The sequence below is a fragment of the Tunturiibacter gelidiferens genome (assembly GCF_051013345.1).
Classification (GTDB): domain Bacteria; phylum Acidobacteriota; class Terriglobia; order Terriglobales; family Acidobacteriaceae; genus Edaphobacter; species Edaphobacter gelidiferens_A.
In genome coordinates, this window is record NZ_CP132939.1 from 1,421,871 (window position 1) to 1,442,456 (window position 20,586).

22 protein-coding genes and 1 tRNA gene are annotated in these 20,586 nt (G+C 55.4%); 16 read left to right on the forward strand and 7 right to left on the reverse strand.

The window, feature by feature from the left end:
• Nucleotides 1-61 precede the first annotated feature (61 nt).
• The gene (locus tag RBB80_RS06945) at nt 62-1,021 is read left to right on the forward strand and encodes an IS5 family transposase (RefSeq protein ID WP_433964127.1); all 960 of its coding nucleotides are present in this window, start codon (nt 62-64) and stop codon (nt 1,019-1,021) included.
• A gap of 252 nt (nt 1,022-1,273) precedes the next feature.
• On the opposite strand, the gene RBB80_RS06950 is transcribed toward RBB80_RS06945, so the two are convergent.
• Together RBB80_RS06950 and RBB80_RS06955 are read right to left on the reverse strand one after the other, a co-directional pair.
• Nucleotides 1,274-2,020, reverse strand: coding sequence for a hypothetical protein (locus RBB80_RS06950; RefSeq protein WP_433967489.1), 747 nt, complete (start codon nt 2,018-2,020; stop codon nt 1,274-1,276).
• A 102-nt stretch (nt 2,021-2,122) separates the two neighbouring features.
• Nucleotides 2,123-2,581, reverse strand: a complete 459-nt coding sequence (locus RBB80_RS06955; protein WP_433967490.1) for a DUF1810 domain-containing protein — start codon at nt 2,579-2,581, stop codon at nt 2,123-2,125.
• A gap of 82 nt (nt 2,582-2,663) precedes the next feature.
• Here RBB80_RS06955 and RBB80_RS06960 point away from each other — a divergent pair, with 82 nt between their 5' ends.
• Nucleotides 2,664-3,029 (forward strand): VOC family protein, encoded by a 366-nt coding sequence (locus RBB80_RS06960; protein ID WP_433967491.1) that lies wholly within the window; start codon nt 2,664-2,666, stop codon nt 3,027-3,029.
• A gap of 9 nt (nt 3,030-3,038) precedes the next feature.
• Here RBB80_RS06960 and RBB80_RS06965 read toward each other — a convergent pair whose 3' ends face one another.
• Together RBB80_RS06965 and RBB80_RS06970 are read right to left on the reverse strand one after the other, a co-directional pair.
• Nucleotides 3,039-3,575, reverse strand: a complete 537-nt coding sequence (locus RBB80_RS06965) for a DinB family protein (RefSeq protein ID WP_433967492.1) — start codon at nt 3,573-3,575, stop codon at nt 3,039-3,041.
• A 561-nt stretch (nt 3,576-4,136) separates the two neighbouring features.
• Entirely contained in the window at nt 4,137-4,679 is a 543-nt protein-coding gene (locus RBB80_RS06970; RefSeq protein WP_433967493.1) for a DinB family protein, read from the reverse strand.
• 255 nt (nt 4,680-4,934) lie between these two features.
• Between RBB80_RS06970 and ychF the strand changes: the two genes are divergently transcribed.
• From ychF to RBB80_RS07000, 6 genes are all read left to right on the forward strand, one after another.
• Nucleotides 4,935-6,032, forward strand: coding sequence for a redox-regulated ATPase YchF (ychF, locus tag RBB80_RS06975; RefSeq protein WP_433967494.1), 1,098 nt, complete (start codon nt 4,935-4,937; stop codon nt 6,030-6,032).
• Nucleotides 6,033-6,259: 227 nt separating this feature from the next.
• Complete coding sequence (tyrS, locus tag RBB80_RS06980) at nt 6,260-7,516, forward strand: tyrosine--tRNA ligase (RefSeq protein ID WP_433967495.1); 1,257 nt, start codon at nt 6,260-6,262, stop codon at nt 7,514-7,516.
• Nucleotides 7,517-7,648: 132 nt separating this feature from the next.
• On the forward strand, nt 7,649-8,089 hold the full coding sequence (locus RBB80_RS06985; RefSeq protein WP_433967496.1) for a hypothetical protein: 441 nt from the start codon (nt 7,649-7,651) through the stop codon (nt 8,087-8,089).
• Complete coding sequence (locus RBB80_RS06990; protein WP_433967497.1) at nt 8,029-8,472, forward strand: hypothetical protein; 444 nt, start codon at nt 8,029-8,031, stop codon at nt 8,470-8,472. Before RBB80_RS06985 ends, RBB80_RS06990 begins: the two co-directional genes overlap by 61 nt.
• Nucleotides 8,473-8,505: 33 nt before the next feature.
• Nucleotides 8,506-9,072: a hypothetical protein gene (locus RBB80_RS06995; protein ID WP_433967498.1), complete on the forward strand. Its 567-nt coding sequence runs from the start codon at nt 8,506-8,508 to the stop codon at nt 9,070-9,072.
• The gene (locus RBB80_RS07000; protein WP_433967499.1) at nt 9,069-11,198 is read left to right on the forward strand and encodes a ribonuclease R family protein; all 2,130 of its coding nucleotides are present in this window, start codon (nt 9,069-9,071) and stop codon (nt 11,196-11,198) included. The genes RBB80_RS06995 and RBB80_RS07000 overlap by 4 nt, the downstream gene beginning before the upstream one ends.
• A gap of 99 nt (nt 11,199-11,297) precedes the next feature.
• On the opposite strand, the gene RBB80_RS07005 is transcribed toward RBB80_RS07000, so the two are convergent.
• Nucleotides 11,298-11,537 carry a DUF1772 domain-containing protein gene (locus tag RBB80_RS07005; RefSeq protein ID WP_433967500.1) on the reverse strand — a complete coding sequence of 80 codons (240 nt, stop codon included), beginning with the start codon at nt 11,535-11,537 and terminating at the stop codon, nt 11,298-11,300.
• A 240-nt stretch (nt 11,538-11,777) separates the two neighbouring features.
• Here RBB80_RS07005 and RBB80_RS07010 point away from each other — a divergent pair, with 240 nt between their 5' ends.
• The 5 genes from RBB80_RS07010 to RBB80_RS07030 all read left to right on the forward strand — a co-directional run bounded on the left by RBB80_RS07010 (nt 11,778) and on the right by RBB80_RS07030 (nt 14,169).
• Nucleotides 11,778-12,050, forward strand: a complete 273-nt coding sequence (locus RBB80_RS07010; protein ID WP_179581140.1) for an oxidative damage protection protein — start codon at nt 11,778-11,780, stop codon at nt 12,048-12,050.
• A gap of 100 nt (nt 12,051-12,150) precedes the next feature.
• Nucleotides 12,151-12,227 (forward strand) — tRNA-Pro (locus RBB80_RS07015).
• Nucleotides 12,228-12,814: 587 nt separating this feature from the next.
• Nucleotides 12,815-13,222, forward strand: coding sequence for a transposase (locus RBB80_RS07020; RefSeq protein WP_433967501.1), 408 nt, complete (start codon nt 12,815-12,817; stop codon nt 13,220-13,222).
• A 30-nt stretch (nt 13,223-13,252) separates the two neighbouring features.
• Nucleotides 13,253-13,969: a tetratricopeptide repeat protein gene (locus RBB80_RS07025; RefSeq protein ID WP_433967502.1), complete on the forward strand. Its 717-nt coding sequence runs from the start codon at nt 13,253-13,255 to the stop codon at nt 13,967-13,969.
• Nucleotides 13,966-14,169 carry a tetratricopeptide repeat protein gene (locus tag RBB80_RS07030; protein WP_433967503.1) on the forward strand — a complete coding sequence of 68 codons (204 nt, stop codon included), beginning with the start codon at nt 13,966-13,968 and terminating at the stop codon, nt 14,167-14,169. The genes RBB80_RS07025 and RBB80_RS07030 overlap by 4 nt, the downstream gene beginning before the upstream one ends.
• Nucleotides 14,170-14,215: 46 nt before the next feature.
• Here RBB80_RS07030 and RBB80_RS07035 read toward each other — a convergent pair whose 3' ends face one another.
• On the reverse strand, nt 14,216-16,291 hold the full coding sequence (locus RBB80_RS07035) for a tetratricopeptide repeat protein (protein ID WP_433967504.1): 2,076 nt from the start codon (nt 16,289-16,291) through the stop codon (nt 14,216-14,218).
• Nucleotides 16,246-16,590 (reverse strand): winged helix-turn-helix domain-containing protein, encoded by a 345-nt coding sequence (locus tag RBB80_RS07040; protein WP_433967505.1) that lies wholly within the window; start codon nt 16,588-16,590, stop codon nt 16,246-16,248. Before RBB80_RS07040 ends, RBB80_RS07035 begins: the two co-directional genes overlap by 46 nt.
• Before the next feature lie 339 nt (nt 16,591-16,929).
• On the opposite strand from RBB80_RS07040, the gene RBB80_RS07045 reads away from it, so the two are divergent.
• The 3 genes from RBB80_RS07045 to RBB80_RS07055 are packed head-to-tail and all read left to right on the forward strand — an operon-like array spanning nt 16,930 to nt 20,496.
• On the forward strand, nt 16,930-17,793 hold the full coding sequence (locus tag RBB80_RS07045; protein WP_433967506.1) for a carboxypeptidase-like regulatory domain-containing protein: 864 nt from the start codon (nt 16,930-16,932) through the stop codon (nt 17,791-17,793).
• 38 nt (nt 17,794-17,831) lie between these two features.
• Nucleotides 17,832-20,225: a hypothetical protein gene (locus tag RBB80_RS07050; protein WP_433967507.1), complete on the forward strand. Its 2,394-nt coding sequence runs from the start codon at nt 17,832-17,834 to the stop codon at nt 20,223-20,225.
• Complete coding sequence (locus tag RBB80_RS07055) at nt 20,137-20,496, forward strand: hypothetical protein (protein WP_433967508.1); 360 nt, start codon at nt 20,137-20,139, stop codon at nt 20,494-20,496. Before RBB80_RS07050 ends, RBB80_RS07055 begins: the two co-directional genes overlap by 89 nt.
• Nucleotides 20,497-20,586: the final 90 nt, after the last annotated feature.

A 20,586-nucleotide genomic window follows, 5' to 3' on the forward strand; every position in this document is an offset into this window, starting at 1 on the left:
TCTGCACAAGTTCTGCATCGCTTGCCTGATTGATTAATCTGATAGCTGCGAGGAGATTGCGATGAAGCAGCAGAGTCTGTCGAGTCAGGGTGTGTTTGAGAAGTACGGGCGGAAGAGTCGGCGGGAGTTGTTTCTGGACGAGATGGAGCAGGTGGTTCCATGGTCTGCGCTGGAAGCCCTGGTACGACCGCACTATGCGAAGGCGGGCAAGGGACGGCAGCCGGTAGGGTTGGCGATCATGCTGCGGACTTACTTTGTGCAGCAGTGGTTCAATCTGTCGGACCCTGGGGTGGAAGAGGCGTTGTACGAGTCTGCGGCGCTGCGGCGGTTCGTTGGCGTGGACCTTGGGATTGCGCCTGCGCCGGATGAGACGACCATCCTGCGGTTCCGTCATCTGCTGGAGAGGCACGAGCTGGGCGGGTTGATGCTGGATGCGGTGAACGTGCATCTGGATGCCAGGGGCATCCGGATCGCGACGGGCACGATTGTCGATGCGACCATCCTGCATGCGCCTTCGTCGACCCAGAACGCGAGTGGCGAGCGCGACCCGGCGATGCACCAGACCAGGAAGGGCAACCAGTGGTACTTCGGCCTGAAGGCGCATATCGGCGTGGACGCGAGGGAGGGCATCGTCCACTCTGTGGCGACGAGCGCAGCCAGCGTGGCGGACTGCCACATGTTACCGGAACTGCTGCACGGCCAAGAGCGTAAGGTGTGGGGCGACGGCGGCTATCAGGGCCAGACCGACGCCATCCAAGAGGCCGCTCCGAAGGCACAGGACATGACCTGCAAGCGGACGAAGTTCAAAAACTATGTCGACGAGTTACAGAAAAAGAAGAACCGGAGTAAGTCGAGGGTGCGGGCCAAGGTAGAACATCCGTTCCGGATCCTGAAGCGCATCTTCGGCTTCGACAAAGTGAGATACAGAGGCATCGCGAAGAACCATCACCGCCTGTGCGCGAACTTCGCGCTGGTGAACCTGTACCTGCACCGCAAACGTCTGGCAGTCCTTGGGCAGTAGTGCGCCTGGAAGCCCCGGAAAACGGGCGGATGCGCGTTCCAATTAGCCCTCCAACAGCATCAAACCAACCAAAACCCGCGCATCTTCCATGCCCACTCCCTGACCCCAGAAAGTCAGACGCCTACGCAGAGGTTCCCTAACAGATAACCAGAAAAGGGGTGCCCATCTATGCAGTTACGTAGGTGGGCATTCGCCATGCGCGAACCGCCTTCTTAACCTTCGCAATGTACTACGAATACGGCCAACCAGATTTCACCGCGAAGCCACCCGTCCACCCCTCTCCACCCGACAAGCCGCCGGAACATTCGTCATCTGCTTCGCAAAAACTCGATAGCTCACCGTCCCCGGCCGCAGCGTCGACCAGTACCCCGATGCGGACAGCAGCGCCTTCCGCTTCTCGATAATCTGCTTATCCAAAATCTTCACGCCGCACTCAAGATTGTTCTTCGGCTGCAGGATCGTCCTATCCGGATCCTCTACCTTCAACTTCTTATCGTGCTCCCAGTCGAAGTCGCATCCATATCGTTCCTGGTCCCCATACGTAAGCTGCAGAAGGCCCGAGGTCCGGCCCGGTCGCCCTGTCACCTGATCCTTCACCATCATCTCCGGCTGCGAATGCTTCACCTGCACCGTCGGCTTCAGACCCGCCTCTGCTCCCGCCAGCGCCTGAAAGAAATAAGCCCAGAACGCCCGCTTGTCGTCCTCCGCCATCCCGTAGAACGCAGGGCAGAATCGCCTCACATCATGCGGCACCTGTCCCGACAGCATCGCCGGCGGCAGCGCCAGCTCCACAATCTTGTCCCACTCCGGATCCCACGTCGGCCCACCCACCTCCGCCTTCTTCGTGTCGATCGGAGTAGGCGGCGCGGGCTTCATCGCTGGAACTGGAACAGGAGCAGCAGCCGTAGCCTGCGCCTCATGCTTCTCGCATCCCGCCGCCACTATCGGCGCTGCCATACCAATAACGAAAACTACTGTGACCCTCAGACCTCGGTTCATCCGTGCACCTTTACGTTCGTTTGAAGACGGGCCCTGCACAGGAAGATGCCGTCCACGAGCGTGCAGTTGCTGAGACGACTCGCAATAGCCTTCGAATTCGCGTCAAATCCGCTGCACCGTCCCCTGATCCATCGTCCCGCCGAAGTACTTCTTCAAAGCCTCTCCAAACACATCCCCCGAATCCGCCGCTGTTTTGGCAATCGGCGCCGCAGCCTTCGCAAACAAGGTCATGCTCGAATGAAACTTCAAATCATCCGGAGACCCAAAGATCTCCCCCACCGTCCGTCCCTGCACTCCCACCACAACCCGCGTAGACTCCCGCAGCCGCGGCCCCAGCACAGCATGCTCCAGATAAGCCCGAGCCTCGTCGAGCGAAGAGATCGCATACCGCATCGCCATCGGGCTACTCCCCAGCCCCTGAATCTGCGGAAACACGAACCACATCCAGTGGCTACGCTTCCTCCCCGCCCGCAACTCCGCGCAGGCCTGCTCGTACACTCCAGCCTGCGCCTCCACAAACCTCTCCAGCTCGTAGTTATCGCTCGCTGCCCCAACTCTCATCGCTGTAGCCTCCCCCCGCTCGCGCACAACTCTTCACTCCAGCCGCTGACTTTGCAGTAGACTCACCCCGAAGGAGCCAACTATGCCCCCCACCATCGGCAACGGAAAAATCTGCTACCTCGAAATCCCCGCCACGGACGCAGCCATCTCTTCAGCCTTCTACGCCGCTTGCTTCGGCTGGTCTCTGCGCCAGCACGGCGACGGTACCACCGCCTTCGACGACGGCGTCGGTCAGGTCAGCGGCATGTGGGTCCTCAACCGTCCGCCCTCCACCCACCCCGGCATCGTCGTCTCCATCATGGTCGACAGCGCCGTCGCCACCGTCGATCTCATCACCGCTCACGGCGGCGAGATCGTCCAACCCATCGACCCCAACGCGTCAGAGATCACCGCCCACTTCCGCGACCCCGGCGGCAACGTTCTCGGCATCTACCAGGAGCCCGGCTGACCGTCTACCCTACTTCACCCCCTTATTCGGATCCCAGACTCCCTGCAGCTTCCGCACATACACCATCTGCCCAATGTGATAGGCATTGTGCGCTCCAACGTGCGCGATCCTCGAAGCCCACAGCGAAACCTTCGCCTCGTCGGCCGCCTCCACCGCGTTCTCCCACTCCGTCATCACCTCGTCCAACTGCTTCACCGTGGTATCCCAGCTCTTCGCATCGAAGCTGTTGAACGTCTCGTCGTTGTTGCCATCGAACTTCGCCGGAGTCTCGCCTTTGAACTTCGCCAGCATCTCGCGATCCCAGAACACAAGATGATTCGCCAACTGCCCCACCGAGTGATTCCCACTCTTGTCCGTCCAACTCGCCTGCGCCGGCGTCAGCCCTGCCACCGCCGTATTCGCCGGAACGAACCACTCCGCCTTGTTATGTGTCGACCGCAACTGCTCCAGCAGAACTGCCTTCAAGGTCATCGGCTTCTCCTGCTGTGCCATCGCAAAACCGGAAACCACAACAAAAACCATCAGGGCAACCAGAACTCGCCTCATAAAATCTCCTGCAACTCGATTTGAAGTATCGATCCACTGCGGGCCCGTTTGACGGAATCATTCTACGGCGCGCGCCGCAGCAGATGAGTTCGCAAAAGCGACTCGTTGTCGCGCTCAGAATTCTGTCAAGCCCCAATCATTCAAAAACCCGCGCCAGACAAGGAGATTCGCGTGGCGTATAAGTTATCTCCGCTCAGCTATACTTGATGTAGAAAGCAAAAACAGAAAGCCCCGGACAGTCATCCGGGGCTTTCTCCTTTGTTTTGAAATATTTAGCCGCAACCCCAATCGAATGAATATTTTGCAGATACCATTTTTTGTATCTGCTGCAATGATTAGACTTACAAAGGGGGTACCCCCGGGGGGGTACCCTCAAAGCGAAGGCATCACCGCTGCCCGCTGCGAGAGCAGATAGGAAGCGCGGTCGCCTTTCAACTGGCGAGCCGTGACCAGATACTCAATTGCGGTCACTCTCAAACCCCTAAACGCAACAGGGTACTCTGTGGACGCACTTCGCTTGCTGCGTGTTCATCCTTGAAATTTCACGGCAACAAGCGTGAATTATTTCTCGCTACTCGGTGGCACCAGTCCCTTTAATCGCAGATAGAGCGCCAGCGTCGCATACTGTTCGTTGTCATGCGACACGGTTCCCCACATTATTCCGATGCGCGAGCGCTTCGCGTTGAACACCTCAAACATATCTCCCAGATTCGCATCCGTTACAGCGGCGAACGCCTTATCGCACTCGGCAAACGAGGCCTTCAGTGCTTCGACGATGGCTGCTTTGTCTGCAGTCTCGGCAGGAACCTTCGCCAGGTCGCTCGCAGCTGTGCGATTGACAGCGCCGCATGTACGCAACTGTGCCTCGGTGACATGGTTCACTACCCGTGCATAGGTTCGTACCTCTGGCGTCGGCTTGAACTGGTAGTCGCTCTCCGGCATCTTATCGGCGGCCTTCAAGATGTTGCCCTTTTGAGCCGCATACCCACGCTGCACCTCACCCGCAGGCCCACTCGGCCCCACTGGAGCCGCCGGCGCCTGTGCCAATGCTGTACCCGAAATCATCAACCCCGCGGCCACGCACATCAAACGTATCTGCTGCATCTCTGTCACCTCGCACTCCAAGCCTAACCCGCGCTTCGGTCAAGGCCACATATTTTTTGTCAACGCTCGGTCATTTCTGATCGGGCAAAAGAAACTTACCGAAACAGCAACACAATGGTCCGACTGACACGTTCTCTTGCTTTGAAGTGGGCCGAGATAATTGGATGTCTTTATGGGCCGCAGCCAACAATGAACTATCCTGTTAAAGACAACTCCACGACGCCGGAACAAGCCTCGTAACAAGGAAACAGCACAATGCCATTGAACTGCGGAATCGTTGGTCTCCCCAACGTAGGAAAATCAACGATCTTCAACGCCCTTACCTCAGCCAAAGCGCAAGCCGCAAACTATCCTTTCTGCACGATCGACCCCAACACGGGCGTTGTAACCGTGCCGGATGAGCGCCTCGCCAAAATCTCTGAGCTTATCAGGCCCAAGTCACTCGTTCCCACCACCATGGAGTTTATCGATATCGCCGGCCTCGTCGAGGGTGCTTCCAAGGGCGAAGGCCTCGGCAACCAGTTCCTAGGCCACATCCGCGCGACCGATGCCGTAGCCCACGTCGTGCGTTGCTTCGACGATCCCGAGGTCATCCACGTGGCCGGCGGGGTCAATCCGCTACACGACATCGACATCATCAACACTGAACTGCTGCTAGCCGACCTCGACACTGTCGAAAAGCGCAACACAAAAGTTGAGCGCGCTGCGAAAGCATCGAGCGATGGCAAGATCAAGGCTGAGCACGCGATGCTGCAGAAACTTCTGGCAGCCCTCAATGCTGGTAAGCCGGCTCGCACTGCCGACCTTACCGAAGAAGAAAAGATCCTATCTCGTGAACTTTTCCTGATCACTGCGAAGCCTCAACTCTACGTGGCGAACGTTGACGAATCAGGCCTCATTGAAGGCAACTCTTACACTGCTGCCGTCGAAAAGCGCGCCGAAGAAGAAGGCAGTCAGGTTGTGCGCATCTGCGGTGCCCTCGAATCCGAGATTGCGCAGTTAGAACCCGCTGAGCGCGACGGATTCCTCAAGGATATGGGGCTCTCCGAGCCTGGTCTCAACCGGCTTATTCACTCCGCCTATCGCTTGCTCGACCTCATTACCTACTTCACGGCCGGCGTGCAGGAAGTTCGCGCCTGGACTATTCGCCGCGGCACTAAGGCGCCTGCCGCAGCGGGCGTCATTCACTCCGATTTCGAAAAGGGATTCATCAAGGCCGACTGCTACGCCTCCGACGACCTCTTCAAATATGGCACCGAACAGGCCGTCAAGGAAAAAGGCTTACTTCGCTCCGAGGGCAAAGAGTACATCGTGAAAGATGGTGACATTCTCTTCTTCAAGTTCAACGTATAGACGCGGTCATTGAGTAACTCAGTGTTTGTCTGTCGGGACGCTTCTGACGCGACTTGAATGGTTAAATACATGTACTTGTCGAACCACAAGCTACGAATTTGTAAGACGTGGTTTTTAAGTCTTTTCTGATCGATTTTGGGAACATAACCAATGTCGTACTGCGTAGGTTCGAGAACGAATGGCTCGATCTCCTTCGGCCTCACGCCCGGGTCTTTATACTTGAGGATATGTCTACGTTCCCTTCGCTTGAAGACCAGCTTGATTTGATCACCAAAGGTGCTGCGGAGATTGTTCCGCTGGAGGCGCTCAGAGAGCGCATTTCTAAGTCGATTGCAACTGGGGTCCCGATGCGGATCAAGGCGGGATTCGACCCGACGGCTCCAGACCTCCACGTGGGGCACACCGTCCTGCTGAGAAAGTTGAAGCACTTTCAGACGCTGGGGCACACGGTGATCTTTCTAATCGGCGATTCGACGGCATTGATCGGCGATCCGACTGGGCGTAACGCAACGCGCAAGCCGCTGACGCCGGAGCAGATCGCGGCCAATGCGGAGACCTATAAGGAACAGGTATTCAAGATTCTCGATCCTGAGAATACCGAGGTTCGGTATAACTCCGAGTGGCTGGATAAGCTCAGCTACTACGACATGGTGAAGCTGATGGCGCAGTTCACGGTGTCGCAGATGCTGGAGCGCGAGGATTTTCATAAGCGCTTCAACGAGGAGCAGCCAATTGCATTGCATGAGCTTATCTATCCGATTGCGCAGGGGTACGACTCTGTGGCGCTGAAGTGCGATGTCGAGTTGGGCGGCACCGATCAGAAGTTCAACCTGATGCGTGGAAGGGATCTGCAGAAGCACTTCGGACAGCCGCAGCAGGTTGTATTGATGACCTCGATCATGGAGGGACTTGATGGCGTGCAGAAGATGTCGAAGTCGCTCGGAAATGCGATCGGCATTCATGAACCCGCCGCGGAAATGTATGGGAAGTTGATGTCAATTTCGGATGAACTGATGTGGAAGTACTGGACGCTGCTCACGGACCTGCGGGGCTCGGAGATTGCACAGATGCAGACGGAGGTTGCGGGCGGAGTGCTGCACCCGATGCAGGCGAAGAAGAACCTGGCGTGGACGATCACCTGCGACTTTCATTCGAAGGATGAGGCTGATGTTGCCGCGGATAGCTGGGCGAAGGTGTTTCAGCAACGGGGTGTGAGCGACGATGTGCCAGTGGTGAAGGTGTCGCTGGCTGAAGAAGGTTTGATGAGCACGATGGACGGTGTGGTGGAGGTTCGTGTGCCGAAGTTGCTCGTGCTCGTCGGGCTGGCGAGTTCGGCTGGCGAGGCGACACGGAAGCTGGCCGAGAATGCGGTGAGCTTGAATGGAGAAAAGATCTCGGGCAGGACATTTGGAAGGGATGCTATGGGGGAGTCACCCGCGCTGCGATTGGGGAAGAAGAGTGTGCGGGTGGAGTGGGTGAGTTAGTGGGTGGAGTGGCTCAGTAAATTTGGTGGTGTTTGTTTTTGCCATAAACAACATCCTCTCCATCAGCATTTTGATAGAGTCGAGAAACGCTAACGTTATTGAAGAATCTGCATCTTAGACAGTGTAGGTCTTATGAAGATTTCGAAAGTCTATGTACGGCTGGTGGCGTTGGCGGGGTTTTTGGCTGCGGGCTTGTTGCCGATGCGTGCGCAGGAACCGAGAGAGATCGTTCGGGTTGCGATGCAGGCAGAATTGAATGCAGACCTGAACGACCACTCGCATTGGCGTTATCGCGATGCAGAGAGCGACGGGACCGATAAGGTTTCGATCGTGGCAGAGACCGGTCACGGTTCGGTGAAGCGATTGATCAGCAGGAATGGACGTCCGTTGAGTGAGGCGGAGGCCAAGGTTGAAGATGAACGGGTAAAGACCTTCATTCACGATCCGGCTCAACTTGCGAAGCAGAAAAAGACGGGCAACAAGACGGGAAGAATGCCGAGGAGCTGCTTCGGATGCTGCCGGATGCTTTCACCTGGAAGATGCAGGGCGATGATGGGGAGAACATCACGCTGAACTTTAACCCGAACCCAAAGTTTAGTCCGCCGGATTTTCAGGGGCGTGTACTGGGACAGATGGCGGGGAAGCTGGTGGTGAATAAGGGGCAGAACCGGATCGTTACGATCAGCGGAAGGCTGACCCAGGATGTGACGTTTGGCTGGGGGCTGCTGGGGCGGCTCCGCGGGGGTGGGACGTTCCGTGTGGAACGAAGAGAGGTGACGCCGGGGATGTGGCAGATTACTGAGACGCACGTGCACATCGAGGGCAAGGTACTGTTCTTTAAAAGCATCGGGCAGCAGGAGGATGAAGTGCAGACCGATTTTATGCAGATGCCGGATGGGATCACGCTGGAGCAGGCAGCGGAGATGTCCAAATCACTAACAGCGACCTTGAAGTAAGCGAAAAATGACTGCGCTGTATGCTCGGAGACGATGGCACACACTCCCTATCCACAGACTGATCGCGAGTTGATGCGGTTAATTGAACGCTCACCCGGCCATCGCGCTGGGTATAAGCAGCTGATTCGTGAACTTGGATTGGGAGGTGGACGCGAGCGGCGGCTGTTGTTAGAGCAGCTCGCACGGATCGCGGCGCGGGGCGAGTTGGTGAAGATTGATAGTGAGCAGTGGAGTTTGCCAGCAGCAACACCGGAGAAGACGAAGCGTGTGAAACGCGGTGCCCTCGAGATGCCGGCGGAGCATCGGGCGACGCGGGATAGGCTCTTGGCGGGACGACTGGATCTTCACCGTGATGGTTATGGATTTGTGCGGCCGAATGGGAGCGTGGATCGAAGCGATGATCTCTTTATTCCGCCGAATGAGTTGAACGGTGCGATGCAGGGCGATGAAGTCCTGGTGGATGAAGCGCCGCTGGGACGAGATGGCCGGCGATCCGGTCGGATTGCCCGCGTGCTGAATCGAAGAAATCCCACGGTGGTAGGAATCTTTCACTATGCCAGAACGCATCGCGGGGAAGTCCTTGGGAGAGCGCTCCCATGATCAACGGGAACTACATTACTCCTTTGGACGAACGGATGACGCAGGCGATTTTGATTCCAGAGGGAGCGGAGATTCGATCGACGGCGGAGCAGACACTGCATCGTGTTCTAGGGGAAGAGGCCGAGGCGCAACAGTCTCATTGGTCGCGAGAGTTGGACCCGCACAGACCACTCGAAGGCCTCGCGGTCGACGTGGAGATCACTGACTTTCCGACTGTCGGAAGGCCGGCGCGTGGACGAATCATTGAGGTCTTAGGACCACCGGACGCTTTCGGAGTTGATGTAGAAATCATCATTCGCAAACACCATTTACCGCATGTATTTCCTGCAAACGTGCTCGCCGAAGCTGCAGTGTCTGCAGAACAGACTGTCGCCGGTTTGGACGCGGATGAGATCGCGCGGCGCAGGGATTTTCGTGGACTGAACATCGTAACGATCGATGGGGAGACTGCAAGGGACTTCGACGACGCGGTGTTGGTGAAGCCGCTGCCGAATGGAAACTGGGAGCTACAGGTTCACATCGCCGATGTCAGTCATTACGTGAGACCGGGGACGTCGCTTGATCTTGAGGCTCGGCTGCGGGGGACGTCTGTTTATTTTCCAGATCGTGCTATTCCGATGCTCCCGCCCCAGCTTTCAAGCGGAATGTGCAGTCTTCGACCGGATGAAGATCGACTAGTCCTGAGTTGCTTAATGGAGATCGATGGGCGCGGCGAGGTGTTGAAGTACGAAGTGTTTGAGGGGATCATTCGCAGTGCCAAACGGATGACCTACACACAGATTCAGGGCGTGATCGATGGCAATGTCGAGACGCGGGCTGAGTTCGCCGAACTGGTCCCGGAGTTCGAACGGATGTACGAGTTGGCGCTGAAGCTGAATGCGAAACGGCATCGCCGCGGATCGATCGACTTCGATCTTCCCGAACCCGTGATTCAATTTGATCCAGATGGAAACATGGAGGCTATCGTTCGGTCACAGCGAGGGTGGTCGCACCGATTGATCGAAGAGTTCATGCTGTCCGCAAACGAATGCGTCGCGACCTGGATCGAGTCGCAAGGTGTGGCAAGCGTATATCGAATTCACGAGGTTCCAGACCCGAAGCGAATCGTCGATTTTGAAGAGACGGCGAGCCAGTTTGGCTATTCTCTCGGCCTCAGCAGTCTGCCTGTGAAACGGATTCAAACGAAGGTTGATCGCCGTGATGCGCGAGGAACTAATAAACAGGCGAAGACGCACGAGGTGGCGGAGTCGATTCCGGTAACGCCCCAGATGTATCAGAAATTGACTGCGAAGATTGCGGGAAAGCCAGAGGAGCGGATCCTCTCCTACCTCATGCTTCGGTCGTTGAAGCAGGCGCGCTACAGTGAAAAAAATGTGGGGCACTTTGCGCTGGCGAGTCCAAGTTACACCCATTTCACTTCGCCAATTCGGCGCTATCCGGATTTGATCGTGCATCGGTTGCTTCGGGAGCTCATTCAAAGTGGTGCAAATACCGAGGGATCGGCGATCCTATCCGACTCTCCTCAACCATGGGGAGAGAAAAGGGTCGGCAAAGGACACGCGGAGAAATCTGAACGGCCGGTTTTAGAAGGGCCGATACCCGAGGCTGAGCTCGGAGCGATTGCTACGGAGTCGAGCCAGTCCGAGCGGCGGGCCGATGATGCAGAGCGTGAGCTGATCGAGTGGAAGAAGATCAAGTTCATGCAGGACCGTGTGGGTGAGGACTTCAACGCCATCATACTTTCATGCACGAAGTACGGCTTCTTCGTGGAGCTGGACAGTCTTTTCATCGAAGGGCTAGTGCCTCTGACCTCGCTGCAAGACGATCGCTACATGTTTCGCGACGCGGATCGGCAAATTGTTGGTACGCGGAATGGCCGGGTGTTCAAGATGGGGCAACGGGTACACGTGCTGCTCGATCGCATTGATCGTCAACAGCGACGACTCCAGTTCGCTTTGCTGGCGGCAGAACGGGAGGTCGCTCCGCGATCGCCTCGTAAATCGAAGACCGCTGCCAGTACGAGCTCAGATCGGCCCCACTCCAGCCCTAACCGTTCGGGTAAGAAGGGCAAGACGAAGTCGAAGGCTAGGGAGCGGAATAAGAAATCGAAGGGCAAACGACGTTGAATAGCTCTGGTATTTCGCAAATCGGGGCTGCAATTGGTTTGAGCCGTTCTCAACGCGATGTCTGGAATAGGCCTGTGAAGAGCAGGAGAACCGAGATAACTAACATTGGACCCGTATGCGGTGAAGCATATCCCAACGTGCGCGGTCTTCGAGCCAACCGTCGTAGGGACGTGCGGCGTTCATCTTCGCTGTCCGATTATTGATCGGCACGAGCATCGTTACGGTGAAAATGATGGTTGCGGCCGAGAGAAATGCGGCACATGCGATCAGCATTCCGGGCCGTGTGAAATTGGACGATTGCTCGAATGCTGCACGATAAGGAGTACGAGCGCCAGGCAATTTCGGAATGGCATCGCTTCCCGAGGGCTGCTGCTATGGGAGCTGCAGCTTCAGCGTGCGTTCTGCTACTCAGTCTTGCCAGTTGCGGATGGACCAAAGCTGCGACGGCGACCTCGTTGCCTGCCATCATTGCTGTTGCGGCGCCGTCACTATCTCGTAAGCAATAGTCATGGAGTTATCGGATGCTGCGCAATAATTCGTACGGCATCGTAAAATAAAAGTTCCAAAGGAGTTTAGAGAATGGCACACATGGTGTTCGATACAAGATTCAAGGCCGAGATGGAAGGGCTAGATGAGCCGCCGTTCGATTCGGACTTCGGCCAGAAGATCTTCAAGAACGTCTCGAAAAAGTCGTGGGGCGAGTGGGTAGAGCGGCAGAAGATGCTTTTGAACGAGTACCGCCTGCAGCCGTGGACGCGCGAGGCGCAGGAATTTCTTGTGGAACAAATGAACGAGTTTTTCTTTGGCGAGGGTGGTTCCTTGCCGAAGGAGTTTGTGGCCCCGACGACGTAGCTGGTTCCGCCGGATAACCGCAAAGATGGACTAGTCGTGTACACTTAGGACTGCAGCATACCCCGCCGTCGTCCGCTTGGGCTGACGCGCAAACCATAGTCGGGACGTGGCTCAGCCTGGTAGAGCGCACCCTTGGGGTGGGTGAGGTCGCTAGTTCGAATCTAGTCGTCCCGACCATTCATTTGTTCCTCTGTTTTGAGCAGCTTGCAGCAGAACCCATTCTTCTATTTCGAACTCCACTCAAGCGACTATTGTTGATGCGTTCGCTATGGAGCGATAGCCTATCCGTTGGGCGTCTCGGAGATTATTCATCAATTTAAAGCCGGTTTCGTCAAAGCCGAAATGACTTTAGAGCTTCCAGAAACCTAGCTGCTTGCGGACCGATGAAGTCTGATGTACAAAGAAAACTCATCAATCGGCCTCGTTGGTTGTCATTTTGCTATGGCCGCGATTAATGAAACGGCTCCCAGGTTCGATCGTCGCGCTTTTCCTGTCAACAGCTCTGGTGGCGGGGTTCCGCTTCCCGATCGAAACCATCAGCAGTAAGTTCGGTGGCATTCCCGAGGGCTTTCCGCACTTCGCCTTACCCAATTTGAGGAGTCTCGTCCCTGTGGTCAAAGGATGTGGTTGGCGCATTCGATCAGCAGACTTCGTAGATACACGTTCCTGCCTCGTCCACCCTGACCTTTGCGAAGCGTTGCCTGGCGGTGCTGCCGCCAGATCTGGCTCAAGCACTTGGTCCTCTGCTCCAGCAGATCGCGGAGATGAAAGCAAAGATCAAGGAATATGACCGCGCCATTAAGCAACTCACCGAGACCGAGTATCCGGAGACCCAGGCGCTGATCAAAGTCTATGGAGTCGGACATCTCACCGCGCTGACGTTCGTGCTGACACTGGGCAACAAGGAGCGCTTCCAGCGAAGTTGTGATGTCGGCTGTTATCTCGGCCTGCGGCCGAGACGCAGCCAGTCCGGCGATAGCGACCCACAGCTTGGAATCACCAAGGCTGGCAACGGGTACGACTGCGCACGGGGTTGGGCCCTCACCGAGGCCGACCGAAAACTGGCAACATCACTTCTCCTACTGGACCTCAACCAGCACAGAGCCAAGGGCTCATACAAAGCGTTCCTTAATCCACGGAACGCGATCAGAAAGAATCTCCGTGAGTGGTAAACCAAAAGATAGGATAAAGATGGTGACTTCATGAGTTTTTCTAAAGCTTGGCTCGAGTGTGCCATCTGCATTTGTTCGATTTTATGTTGCAGCATTGCGCAGGGGCAGGGCTCGGGTCTGGTCGATGCAAGCAAGGCTTTTAACGCCGGCAAGTGGGTCGAGGCGGAGAGACTGTTGCGTAACTATCTCGCTGATCGGCCTGATTCTGCGGATGCGCATTACTTGCTTGCGAGTACGTTGTTTCATGAAAACCGTCCGACGGATTCACTCGCCGAGTACAGTAGCGCTGCACGTTTGAGAAGACCAGAAGCTGACGATCTGATGAGCGTCGCCCTTGACTATGTGCTAGCACATGACTACAAGGATGCGGATAAATGGATGGCAGAAGCGGTACGCTCGAGACCGGAGAATGGGAACGCGTGGTACGCATTTGGACGCATACTTTACAGCGAAGAGAAATTTGACAGAGCGGTCGGAGCATTTCAAGAGGCGCTCAAGCGTATGCCCGGATCTGTCAAGGCGGAAAATAATCTTGGCTTGGCTTATGAGGGGCTCTATCAGCCGGAAAAGGCGATAGCAGCATACCGTCAGGCGATCGAGTGGCAGAAGAACGATCAGCAGCCGAGTGAACAACCCTATATCAACCTGGGCAAGCTTTTAGTGGAGGAAGATCATGCAGAGGAGGGCTTGCCCTTTCTGCTGCGAGGGGAGCAACTGGCGCCTGGAGACGAAAAACTCACTTCGTGATCGGCGGACTGTATAAGAGGCAAGGAGATCTGAAGAAGGCGCAAGATGAGTTGGAAAAGGCGGTTGAGATTGAGCCGAAGGATTCGGCAGCGCACTTTCTGTTGGGTAGGATCTATCGGAGTGAGGGTTTGGTGGAGAAGGCAAGTGCCGAATTTGCTCTCATTGATCATCTTTATAAGACACAGACCGCAAAACCATGAGTACTTCACCCGCGATAGAGCAAATTCGTCGGCGCAGGGAAGAGTGTCAGCGGGTTGCCGTCGATGTTGGATTGGCGAAAACTGAGGCAGAAAATGTCGCTAAAGTGGACTTTGCTCGGACAACCTCGGGAAGGTCCTGGTCTGCGGACTTCCAGGAATGCAGGAACTGAGCGAAGGCCAGTCTGGCCTTCGCTTGATCGCCCATCCGGCTGTAGGTTTCTCCAAGATTGTATTGCGCGAGCGGGTAGTTGGCATTGATTTGCAGGATGCGCCGATATTCGGCGGCTGCCTCGTTGAACATTCCGGATTGCAGGTAGGCGTTGGCCAGGCAGTCTTCATGTAAGTCGATCGCCGAACTGGGAGGTAGATGCTGCAGAGCGGTCTTGAACTCGGCGATCGCAAGCTGCAAGTCTCCTCGCTTCAGATCAAGGTACGCGCGATAGTAGAGTTGTGTGCGAAGATCGGGCGGTAATCCTCGTTCATGATTTTGCAGATGCTGGAGTAGTATCTCCTCGAAACGAGCCGTCTTCGGAGCGTCTTTTTCGTCAGAAGCAAGTGAAAGCGCATTCCATACTGCATCTGGGCTGTTTTTCATCTCATTTTCTGTGGCTTTTTCTGCTGCAGATCGCTCGCCCAGAGCACGATAGACGGTCGCGATATCGCCGTATCCGATGGCCCTTGCATCGCTGGAGTGAGCGATCTGGACGTACCTTTCATACGCACGCACAGCCTCATGATAGCGGCCCTGCTCGAAGGCGACGTCTCCCAGGTGAACGATGGAGGGTTCAAACTCCGGGTTCAGCGAAAGCGCGATGTCATACTCGGATACGGCCGCGTCGTAGTTACCAGCACGCTGATAAGACATACCCAAACTGTCGTGCGCATTGGGGTCCTGCGGAGAGAGAGCCACATAATGCTGTTCGGCCTCAAGGGCCGCGCCGTATTGGTTCAGGTCCATCAACGACATTCCAAGGGCGTTGTAGAGTCTGTTATCCTCCGAGTGGTACTCCAGACCCCGCTTCAGAACAACGACAGCCTCAGCACTCTTCTCCTGACCTTCGAGCAGACGGCCGAGTTGATAGTAGGCCTCGGCCTCCTCAGGAAAAGACTCAACGATGTGATTGAACAGTTGCGTCGCTCGCACGTAGTTGGCCTCGGCAACTGCGCACCAGGCTTCTATATAGAGTCTTTCTTTTTCAGGAAGACTGGTCGACAACTGGTTTGCTCTTCTGAGGTAGGGCAGGCCTTTCTGTGGAACGAAGTCAGCGACCGCGTAGGTGTAACCGATGCGGGCATAGGCCATAGCAAATTTTGGATCGAGGGCGACAGCTTTTTTGAGCAGGTTGATCGCCTCTGCATTCTGGAAGCTGTGCGCTTTCTCGACACCCAAAGAATAGTACCGGTAGGCTTCAGCGTTACTAGTCCCAAGCTCGCTGAGAGTCGGTTGTAGTTGTTTCTTGACGCCGAGGTGATACAGGATCCGCTCCGACAGCGTATTCGCCTGTGTGGCTCGCTCGCCAGTGTCCGGCAAATCCAGATCATCGATTGAGATCAGATGCCCGTCTGCACCGTCTCGTATCTCTGTCTTAAGGTGCAGCTTCCAGTTCTCCAAAGCCAGAGTGCCGAGGACGACGTCTGAGGCGTGAGTAGCGCGGCCAATCTGGGCGACGGTAGAGGAGTCGGGAGTTTGAGAGAGGTCGGCGTTCGCGAGCAGATGAGTTACCTGCTGGTTGTTGAGGACGTTCAAGTGCCCGGAGCTTGCCAGATCGGAGGCTAGCATGTTGGCCAGCTCGTCGCCGAGGCGGTCGAGGTTTGGCTGGTGAGTGCTGTTTTTGAAGGACGCAACCGCAACTATGGGTCTCTTGTCACGGTCCTGTGTGGCGAATGTGGCGATGGCGTGTCTTGCCCCTAAGCTATTCCATTGAATTCCCACTTCGGCAGCCACCAGAAGGAACACGCAGAGGGAGGCAATCCATCGGGTATTTCGAAACGGAATGGGAGTTGAACCGTCTATATAAGAGCTGTTTGAAGCCGAGGGCGAGGTAGGAGCCTGATCCCCAAGCCTATCCGCCAGAGTTATTGCAGGAACGGTATTCTGTTCTGCGTCTTCGGAAGGTTCCACGATCTCTTCGAGCGCAAGGGAGGGGTGGAGAATTTCTCGCACGGAATGACAGCGGGAAGAAAGCGATAACCGATCTTGGGAATCGTCTTAATAAAGCGGGGGTTTTTAGGGTCATCCTCCAAAGCTCGGCGAATTTCGGCGATGCACTGGACCAAGGCATTGTCTGAGACGTAGGCGTCTTTCCAAATCGCTTCGGTCAATTCATCTTTAGTAATGAGGACGCCTGGATGCTGCAGAAAGTAGAGCAGAACCTGGAAGGTCTGGTAACGAAGTTGATGATCTTCTTCATTGCAGACCAAGGATCCACGATCCAGATCGAGTCTGCAATTATCAAATTTGTAACCGGCCAAGCAAGCCCCGCTGGACACGCTTCATAACCCCAAGCTGATGAACTGTTTCGATACTATGACCGATGGCGAAAAATGTCCATCACAGGACAGTTCAACGAAGACTGCGGGTGTTGCTGAATTTTTGTTGCGGCCGAAAAGACTTTTAACCTGATAAGTCCAATGAATCGAATCCGTATCCTTGGGTAAACCTCATTTCATAAAAATTTCATAACTATAAATTACACTCCTGCTCTTCTTATGTACTGTTGCCTGAATCGGAGCGCATGACACGATTCAGGAGAGCCATTGATGCAGGCTTCAAAGGTAAAGACACTAAAAACACTTAATTGGGTAATGATGACGTTGCTAGTGCTGATTCAGGCTTGCTGCATGGTTGGCAGCGGGTGGGCTCAGTCAATGAGCGGCATCGAGGGGACCGTAACTGATAATGCCGGCGCAACTGTTTCCGGCGCACAAGTGACCGCGAGGAATATAGCGACAGGAGTCGTCAGCCATGCTGTCACCAGTTCGGTGGGTAGCTATGCGATCACCGGACTGATTCCAGGACCATATAACGTCAGCATCACGGCACCCGGATTTGAGACATCGGTCCATAAGGATGTCATAGTGTCGGTCGCCGCACAGTCGAGTGTGAATGCTTCCCTGCTTCCGGGCGAAGTCAACACCACCGTGCAGGTGACAAGCAATGCGATCACCCTAGAGACGACCGAGCCGCAGGTCGGCGCAACGATCGAGCACAAGGTTGTCGAAGAGTTGCCAGATCAGGTGGGAGGGGTGAACGGCGGTGTGGGTGCCCGCGGTCGTCAGATCGATGACTTTCTATTCCTGGCGCCCGGCGTGCAGGGCGGGGAGTTCAGCCATCGGATCAGCGGCGGCGAGGACTTCTCGAACGAGGTTTTGTTCCAGGGGATACCGGCGGTTCAGTCGGAGACGGAAGGATTTCAGTCAAACATCAATCCGCCGTTTGAGATGGTCAGTGAGTTCAATGTGGCGACCGCGGTGTTTTCGACGCAGTATGGTTTGGGCCAGGGGCTGCAACCTACCAGTTCGTCTCGGGGACTAACCAGCTTCATGGTGACGTCTTTGAGATCAATCGCAACAACTTCTTCGACGCCCGCGGCCTCGTCCAGATCAATCCGCACGTTCCGGTAGACAAGCAGAACAACTACGGGTTTTCTGTGGGTGGTCCGATGTATCTGGGCAAACTCTACGACGGACGTAACCGCACGTTCTGGCACGCGACCTCGGAGTGGTACACCTTCAACCAGCAGCCGTCAGTCACGATGAACGTTCCGACTGCGCTAGCCAAGCAGGGCAACTTCAGCGAATATGGTCCGATCTATGTGCCACAGGGCGTCAGCTGCAACGGACTGAAGCCTGGGCAGGAGTTCCCAAACGACACCATTCCGCAGAGCTGCTTCAGCCCGCTAGCCTCCAGTCTTCTGTCACAGATTCCAGACCCCACCATTCCTGGCCAGCTTACCAATAACATCAACTCCCAGATTGGAGTTCTTCAGACGAGACAGACCTCGTGGGGGTTCACTGTAGATCACAACATCAACGATAAGCAATCGATTCACTATAGCCAGTGGCGAGATATCTACAACACGCCACAAATTGATAATAAGGCGTACTTCAACAATGAACTCTCCGGGCTGAAGAGCGAACCTCGCCTTGGCTCTGGATTCTTCCTTACCTACCTTAACACCGTGACGCCGAACCTGGTGGTTACGGCAGGAGTGGGATGGTTGGGAGAGTTGAACGACGAGATCAATCAGCATCAGAATGTAAACTTCGGTAGCGTGGCAAACTCAAACGTGCTGCCTACGATCTCCTTCAATGGTTTGGCTCCGAATGAACCGACAAACTGGGGAGTAAACAACGCCGGAGAGACGGAATCGATAAACCGCAAGCTTGGCGTCGCCATTGCAAACAACTACATCTACACGCGAGGACGACAGACGATTACCTTTGGCTTCGAGGCAAGGCGTGCTTTTCAGGACGATCATGAGTGTGTCTCCTGCGGGGGAGCTTTTGGCTTCTCGAGCCTTACGACGAGCAACGGGAATGTGGACCAGGGAGCCGCTCAGAACGAGAACAATACTGGCAATGCATTTGCCAGTTTCCTCTTAGGACAGGCTGACTCCAGCTTCCGTCAACAGGCTCTTGAAACCAAGCTTCGTAACTTCTCAATCTCGCCCTACGTGATGGACAATATCAAGATCACTCCACGCCTTACCTTGAGTGCAGGACTTCGCTGGGATATTCTTCAGCCCTTCACGGCGTTGAATAATAACAACATCGTATTCCTCAATCCAAACCTGCCAAATGCTGGCGCTGTCTCACCGAACGGTACGCAGCTATTGGGCGCCGCAACTTCTCTTGGAACAAACTGTCCACTGTGTGCCGGCTTCAACCGAGCAACGATGAGCTTTAAGAATGTTGGGCCCAGAGTAGGCTTCGCATATCAGGTGAACCCAAAGACCGTTGTACTTGGCGGCTTTGCGGTCATCTTCCTGGATGGCGGAGCGTACGAGTTCGGTACCAATAAGGTGGCGCTGAACTACGGAAGCATTCTGGCGGGTACCAACCAGGTGAACTCCAGTGGTACTAATGTCGCAAGTTATGGAAGCTGGGATGCCACGCAGTTGCCAGTGCCTACGAATTCGGCATTAACGCGAACCATCGGCAACGGATCGGGCATCTTGCATGTGTTTCAGCAGAACGGTATCGCGCAGCCCTACTCGCAGATGTACAACCTGGGCATACAACGCGAGCTTCCGTGGAACCTCTTCCTGTCGGCATCTTATGTTGGCAATCACGGGGTTCATCTGCCTTCGGCGCTGAATCCAACGAATCAATTGAATCCTCAGTTTCTCTCCCTGGGGCAGACACTGGGGCTGAGCTGGACCGACCCTGCCGCACAGGCCGCGTTGCGGTCGCTGGGATTCGGCACGGCGGGAGGTCTGTATACCCCGTATGCCAACTTCATCAATGACTTCCCCACGCAGACTCTTTCGCAGGCACTGGTGGAGTTTCCGCAGTTTCTGCCAACTTCAAATGGCAATACGCTGAACAACTTCGATACGAATGGCGTTTCGATCTACAACGCTCTTCAGGTGCAATTTCAGAAGCGGTTTACGAACGGACTAAGTTTTCTTACCTCGTATACACTCTCCCGTACGATGTCGAACGCCGATGAAGGCTTCAGCGTGAACACACCAACCACGCTGAACAAGTTCAACCAAAACGCAGAGTGGGCGGTTTCGACGGCGGACCAGACGCACCTACTTAGTATAAGCGGTGTCTATGAGCTTCCGTTTGGGAAGGGCAAAGCGTTCTTGGGAGGCCATGGCTTTGTCAGCCGGCAGATCATCGGCGGCTGGCAGCTCAGCGGTGTCTTTCAATATGAATCGGGAACGCCGTTCGGCATTACCGCCTCAGGCTCCCCTCCAGACAGGAGGCAACAGAGCCAATGTGGTTCCAGGTGTTCCAGTGCATTTGAACTACAAGAACTACTATCTCAACAAGCCCGTCTTCAATACGGCTGCCTTCTCCGATCCAGGTCGCTTTGCTGTAGGTGACGCTGCTCGAAATCAGAGCGACCTTCGTAATCCATTCGCCTCAAACGAGAACCTTGCACTCGCCAAGAAGTTTCTTTTCGGGGAGAAGGTAACAGGTGAACTGCGGATGGAGTACTTCAACGTCCTGAATCGCATGCAGCTCTGCGGGCCTTCTGATGAAAACGTGAGCGACTCCCGCGCAGCGAACAACGGAAACTTTGGATATGTTGTAGCTCCGTGTCAGGCCAACAATCCTCGGCAGGGTCAGGCGTACTTCAGAGTCAGCTTCTGACAATGTTCAAACCGGTTGTCTGCGGATTCTTTATAGAATCCGCAGACAACCTTTCCACCTTTTATATTCCTCGCTGCGGCTTGGATCGCA

Coding starts and splice junctions, on each gene's coding strand:
- RBB80_RS07010 (WP_179581140.1), top strand. CDS start 11,778: ATGGCACACATGGTGTTCGATACAAGATTCAAGGCCGAGATGGAAGGG.
- RBB80_RS06955 (WP_433967490.1), bottom strand. CDS start 2,581: ATGAGAGTTGGGGCAGCGAGCGATAACTACGAGCTGGAGAGGTTTGTG.
- RBB80_RS06970 (WP_433967493.1), bottom strand. CDS start 4,679: ATGCAGCAGATACGTTTGATGTGCGTGGCCGCGGGGTTGATGATTTCG.
- ychF (WP_433967494.1), top strand. CDS start 4,935: ATGCCATTGAACTGCGGAATCGTTGGTCTCCCCAACGTAGGAAAATCA.
- RBB80_RS07025 (WP_433967502.1), top strand. CDS start 13,253: ATGAGTTTTTCTAAAGCTTGGCTCGAGTGTGCCATCTGCATTTGTTCG.
- RBB80_RS07000 (WP_433967499.1), top strand. CDS start 9,069: ATGATCAACGGGAACTACATTACTCCTTTGGACGAACGGATGACGCAG.
- RBB80_RS06990 (WP_433967497.1), top strand. CDS start 8,029: ATGCTGCCGGATGCTTTCACCTGGAAGATGCAGGGCGATGATGGGGAG.
- RBB80_RS07020 (WP_433967501.1), top strand. CDS start 12,815: ATGAAAGCAAAGATCAAGGAATATGACCGCGCCATTAAGCAACTCACC.
- RBB80_RS06965 (WP_433967492.1), bottom strand. CDS start 3,575: ATGAGGCGAGTTCTGGTTGCCCTGATGGTTTTTGTTGTGGTTTCCGGT.
- RBB80_RS06995 (WP_433967498.1), top strand. CDS start 8,506: ATGGCACACACTCCCTATCCACAGACTGATCGCGAGTTGATGCGGTTA.
- RBB80_RS07045 (WP_433967506.1), top strand. CDS start 16,930: ATGCAGGCTTCAAAGGTAAAGACACTAAAAACACTTAATTGGGTAATG.
- RBB80_RS06950 (WP_433967489.1), bottom strand. CDS start 2,020: ATGAACCGAGGTCTGAGGGTCACAGTAGTTTTCGTTATTGGTATGGCA.
- RBB80_RS06985 (WP_433967496.1), top strand. CDS start 7,649: ATGAAGATTTCGAAAGTCTATGTACGGCTGGTGGCGTTGGCGGGGTTT.
- RBB80_RS06945 (WP_433964127.1), top strand. CDS start 62: ATGAAGCAGCAGAGTCTGTCGAGTCAGGGTGTGTTTGAGAAGTACGGG.
- RBB80_RS07050 (WP_433967507.1), top strand. CDS start 17,832: ATGTATCTGGGCAAACTCTACGACGGACGTAACCGCACGTTCTGGCAC.
- tyrS (WP_433967495.1), top strand. CDS start 6,260: ATGTCTACGTTCCCTTCGCTTGAAGACCAGCTTGATTTGATCACCAAA.
- RBB80_RS06960 (WP_433967491.1), top strand. CDS start 2,664: ATGCCCCCCACCATCGGCAACGGAAAAATCTGCTACCTCGAAATCCCC.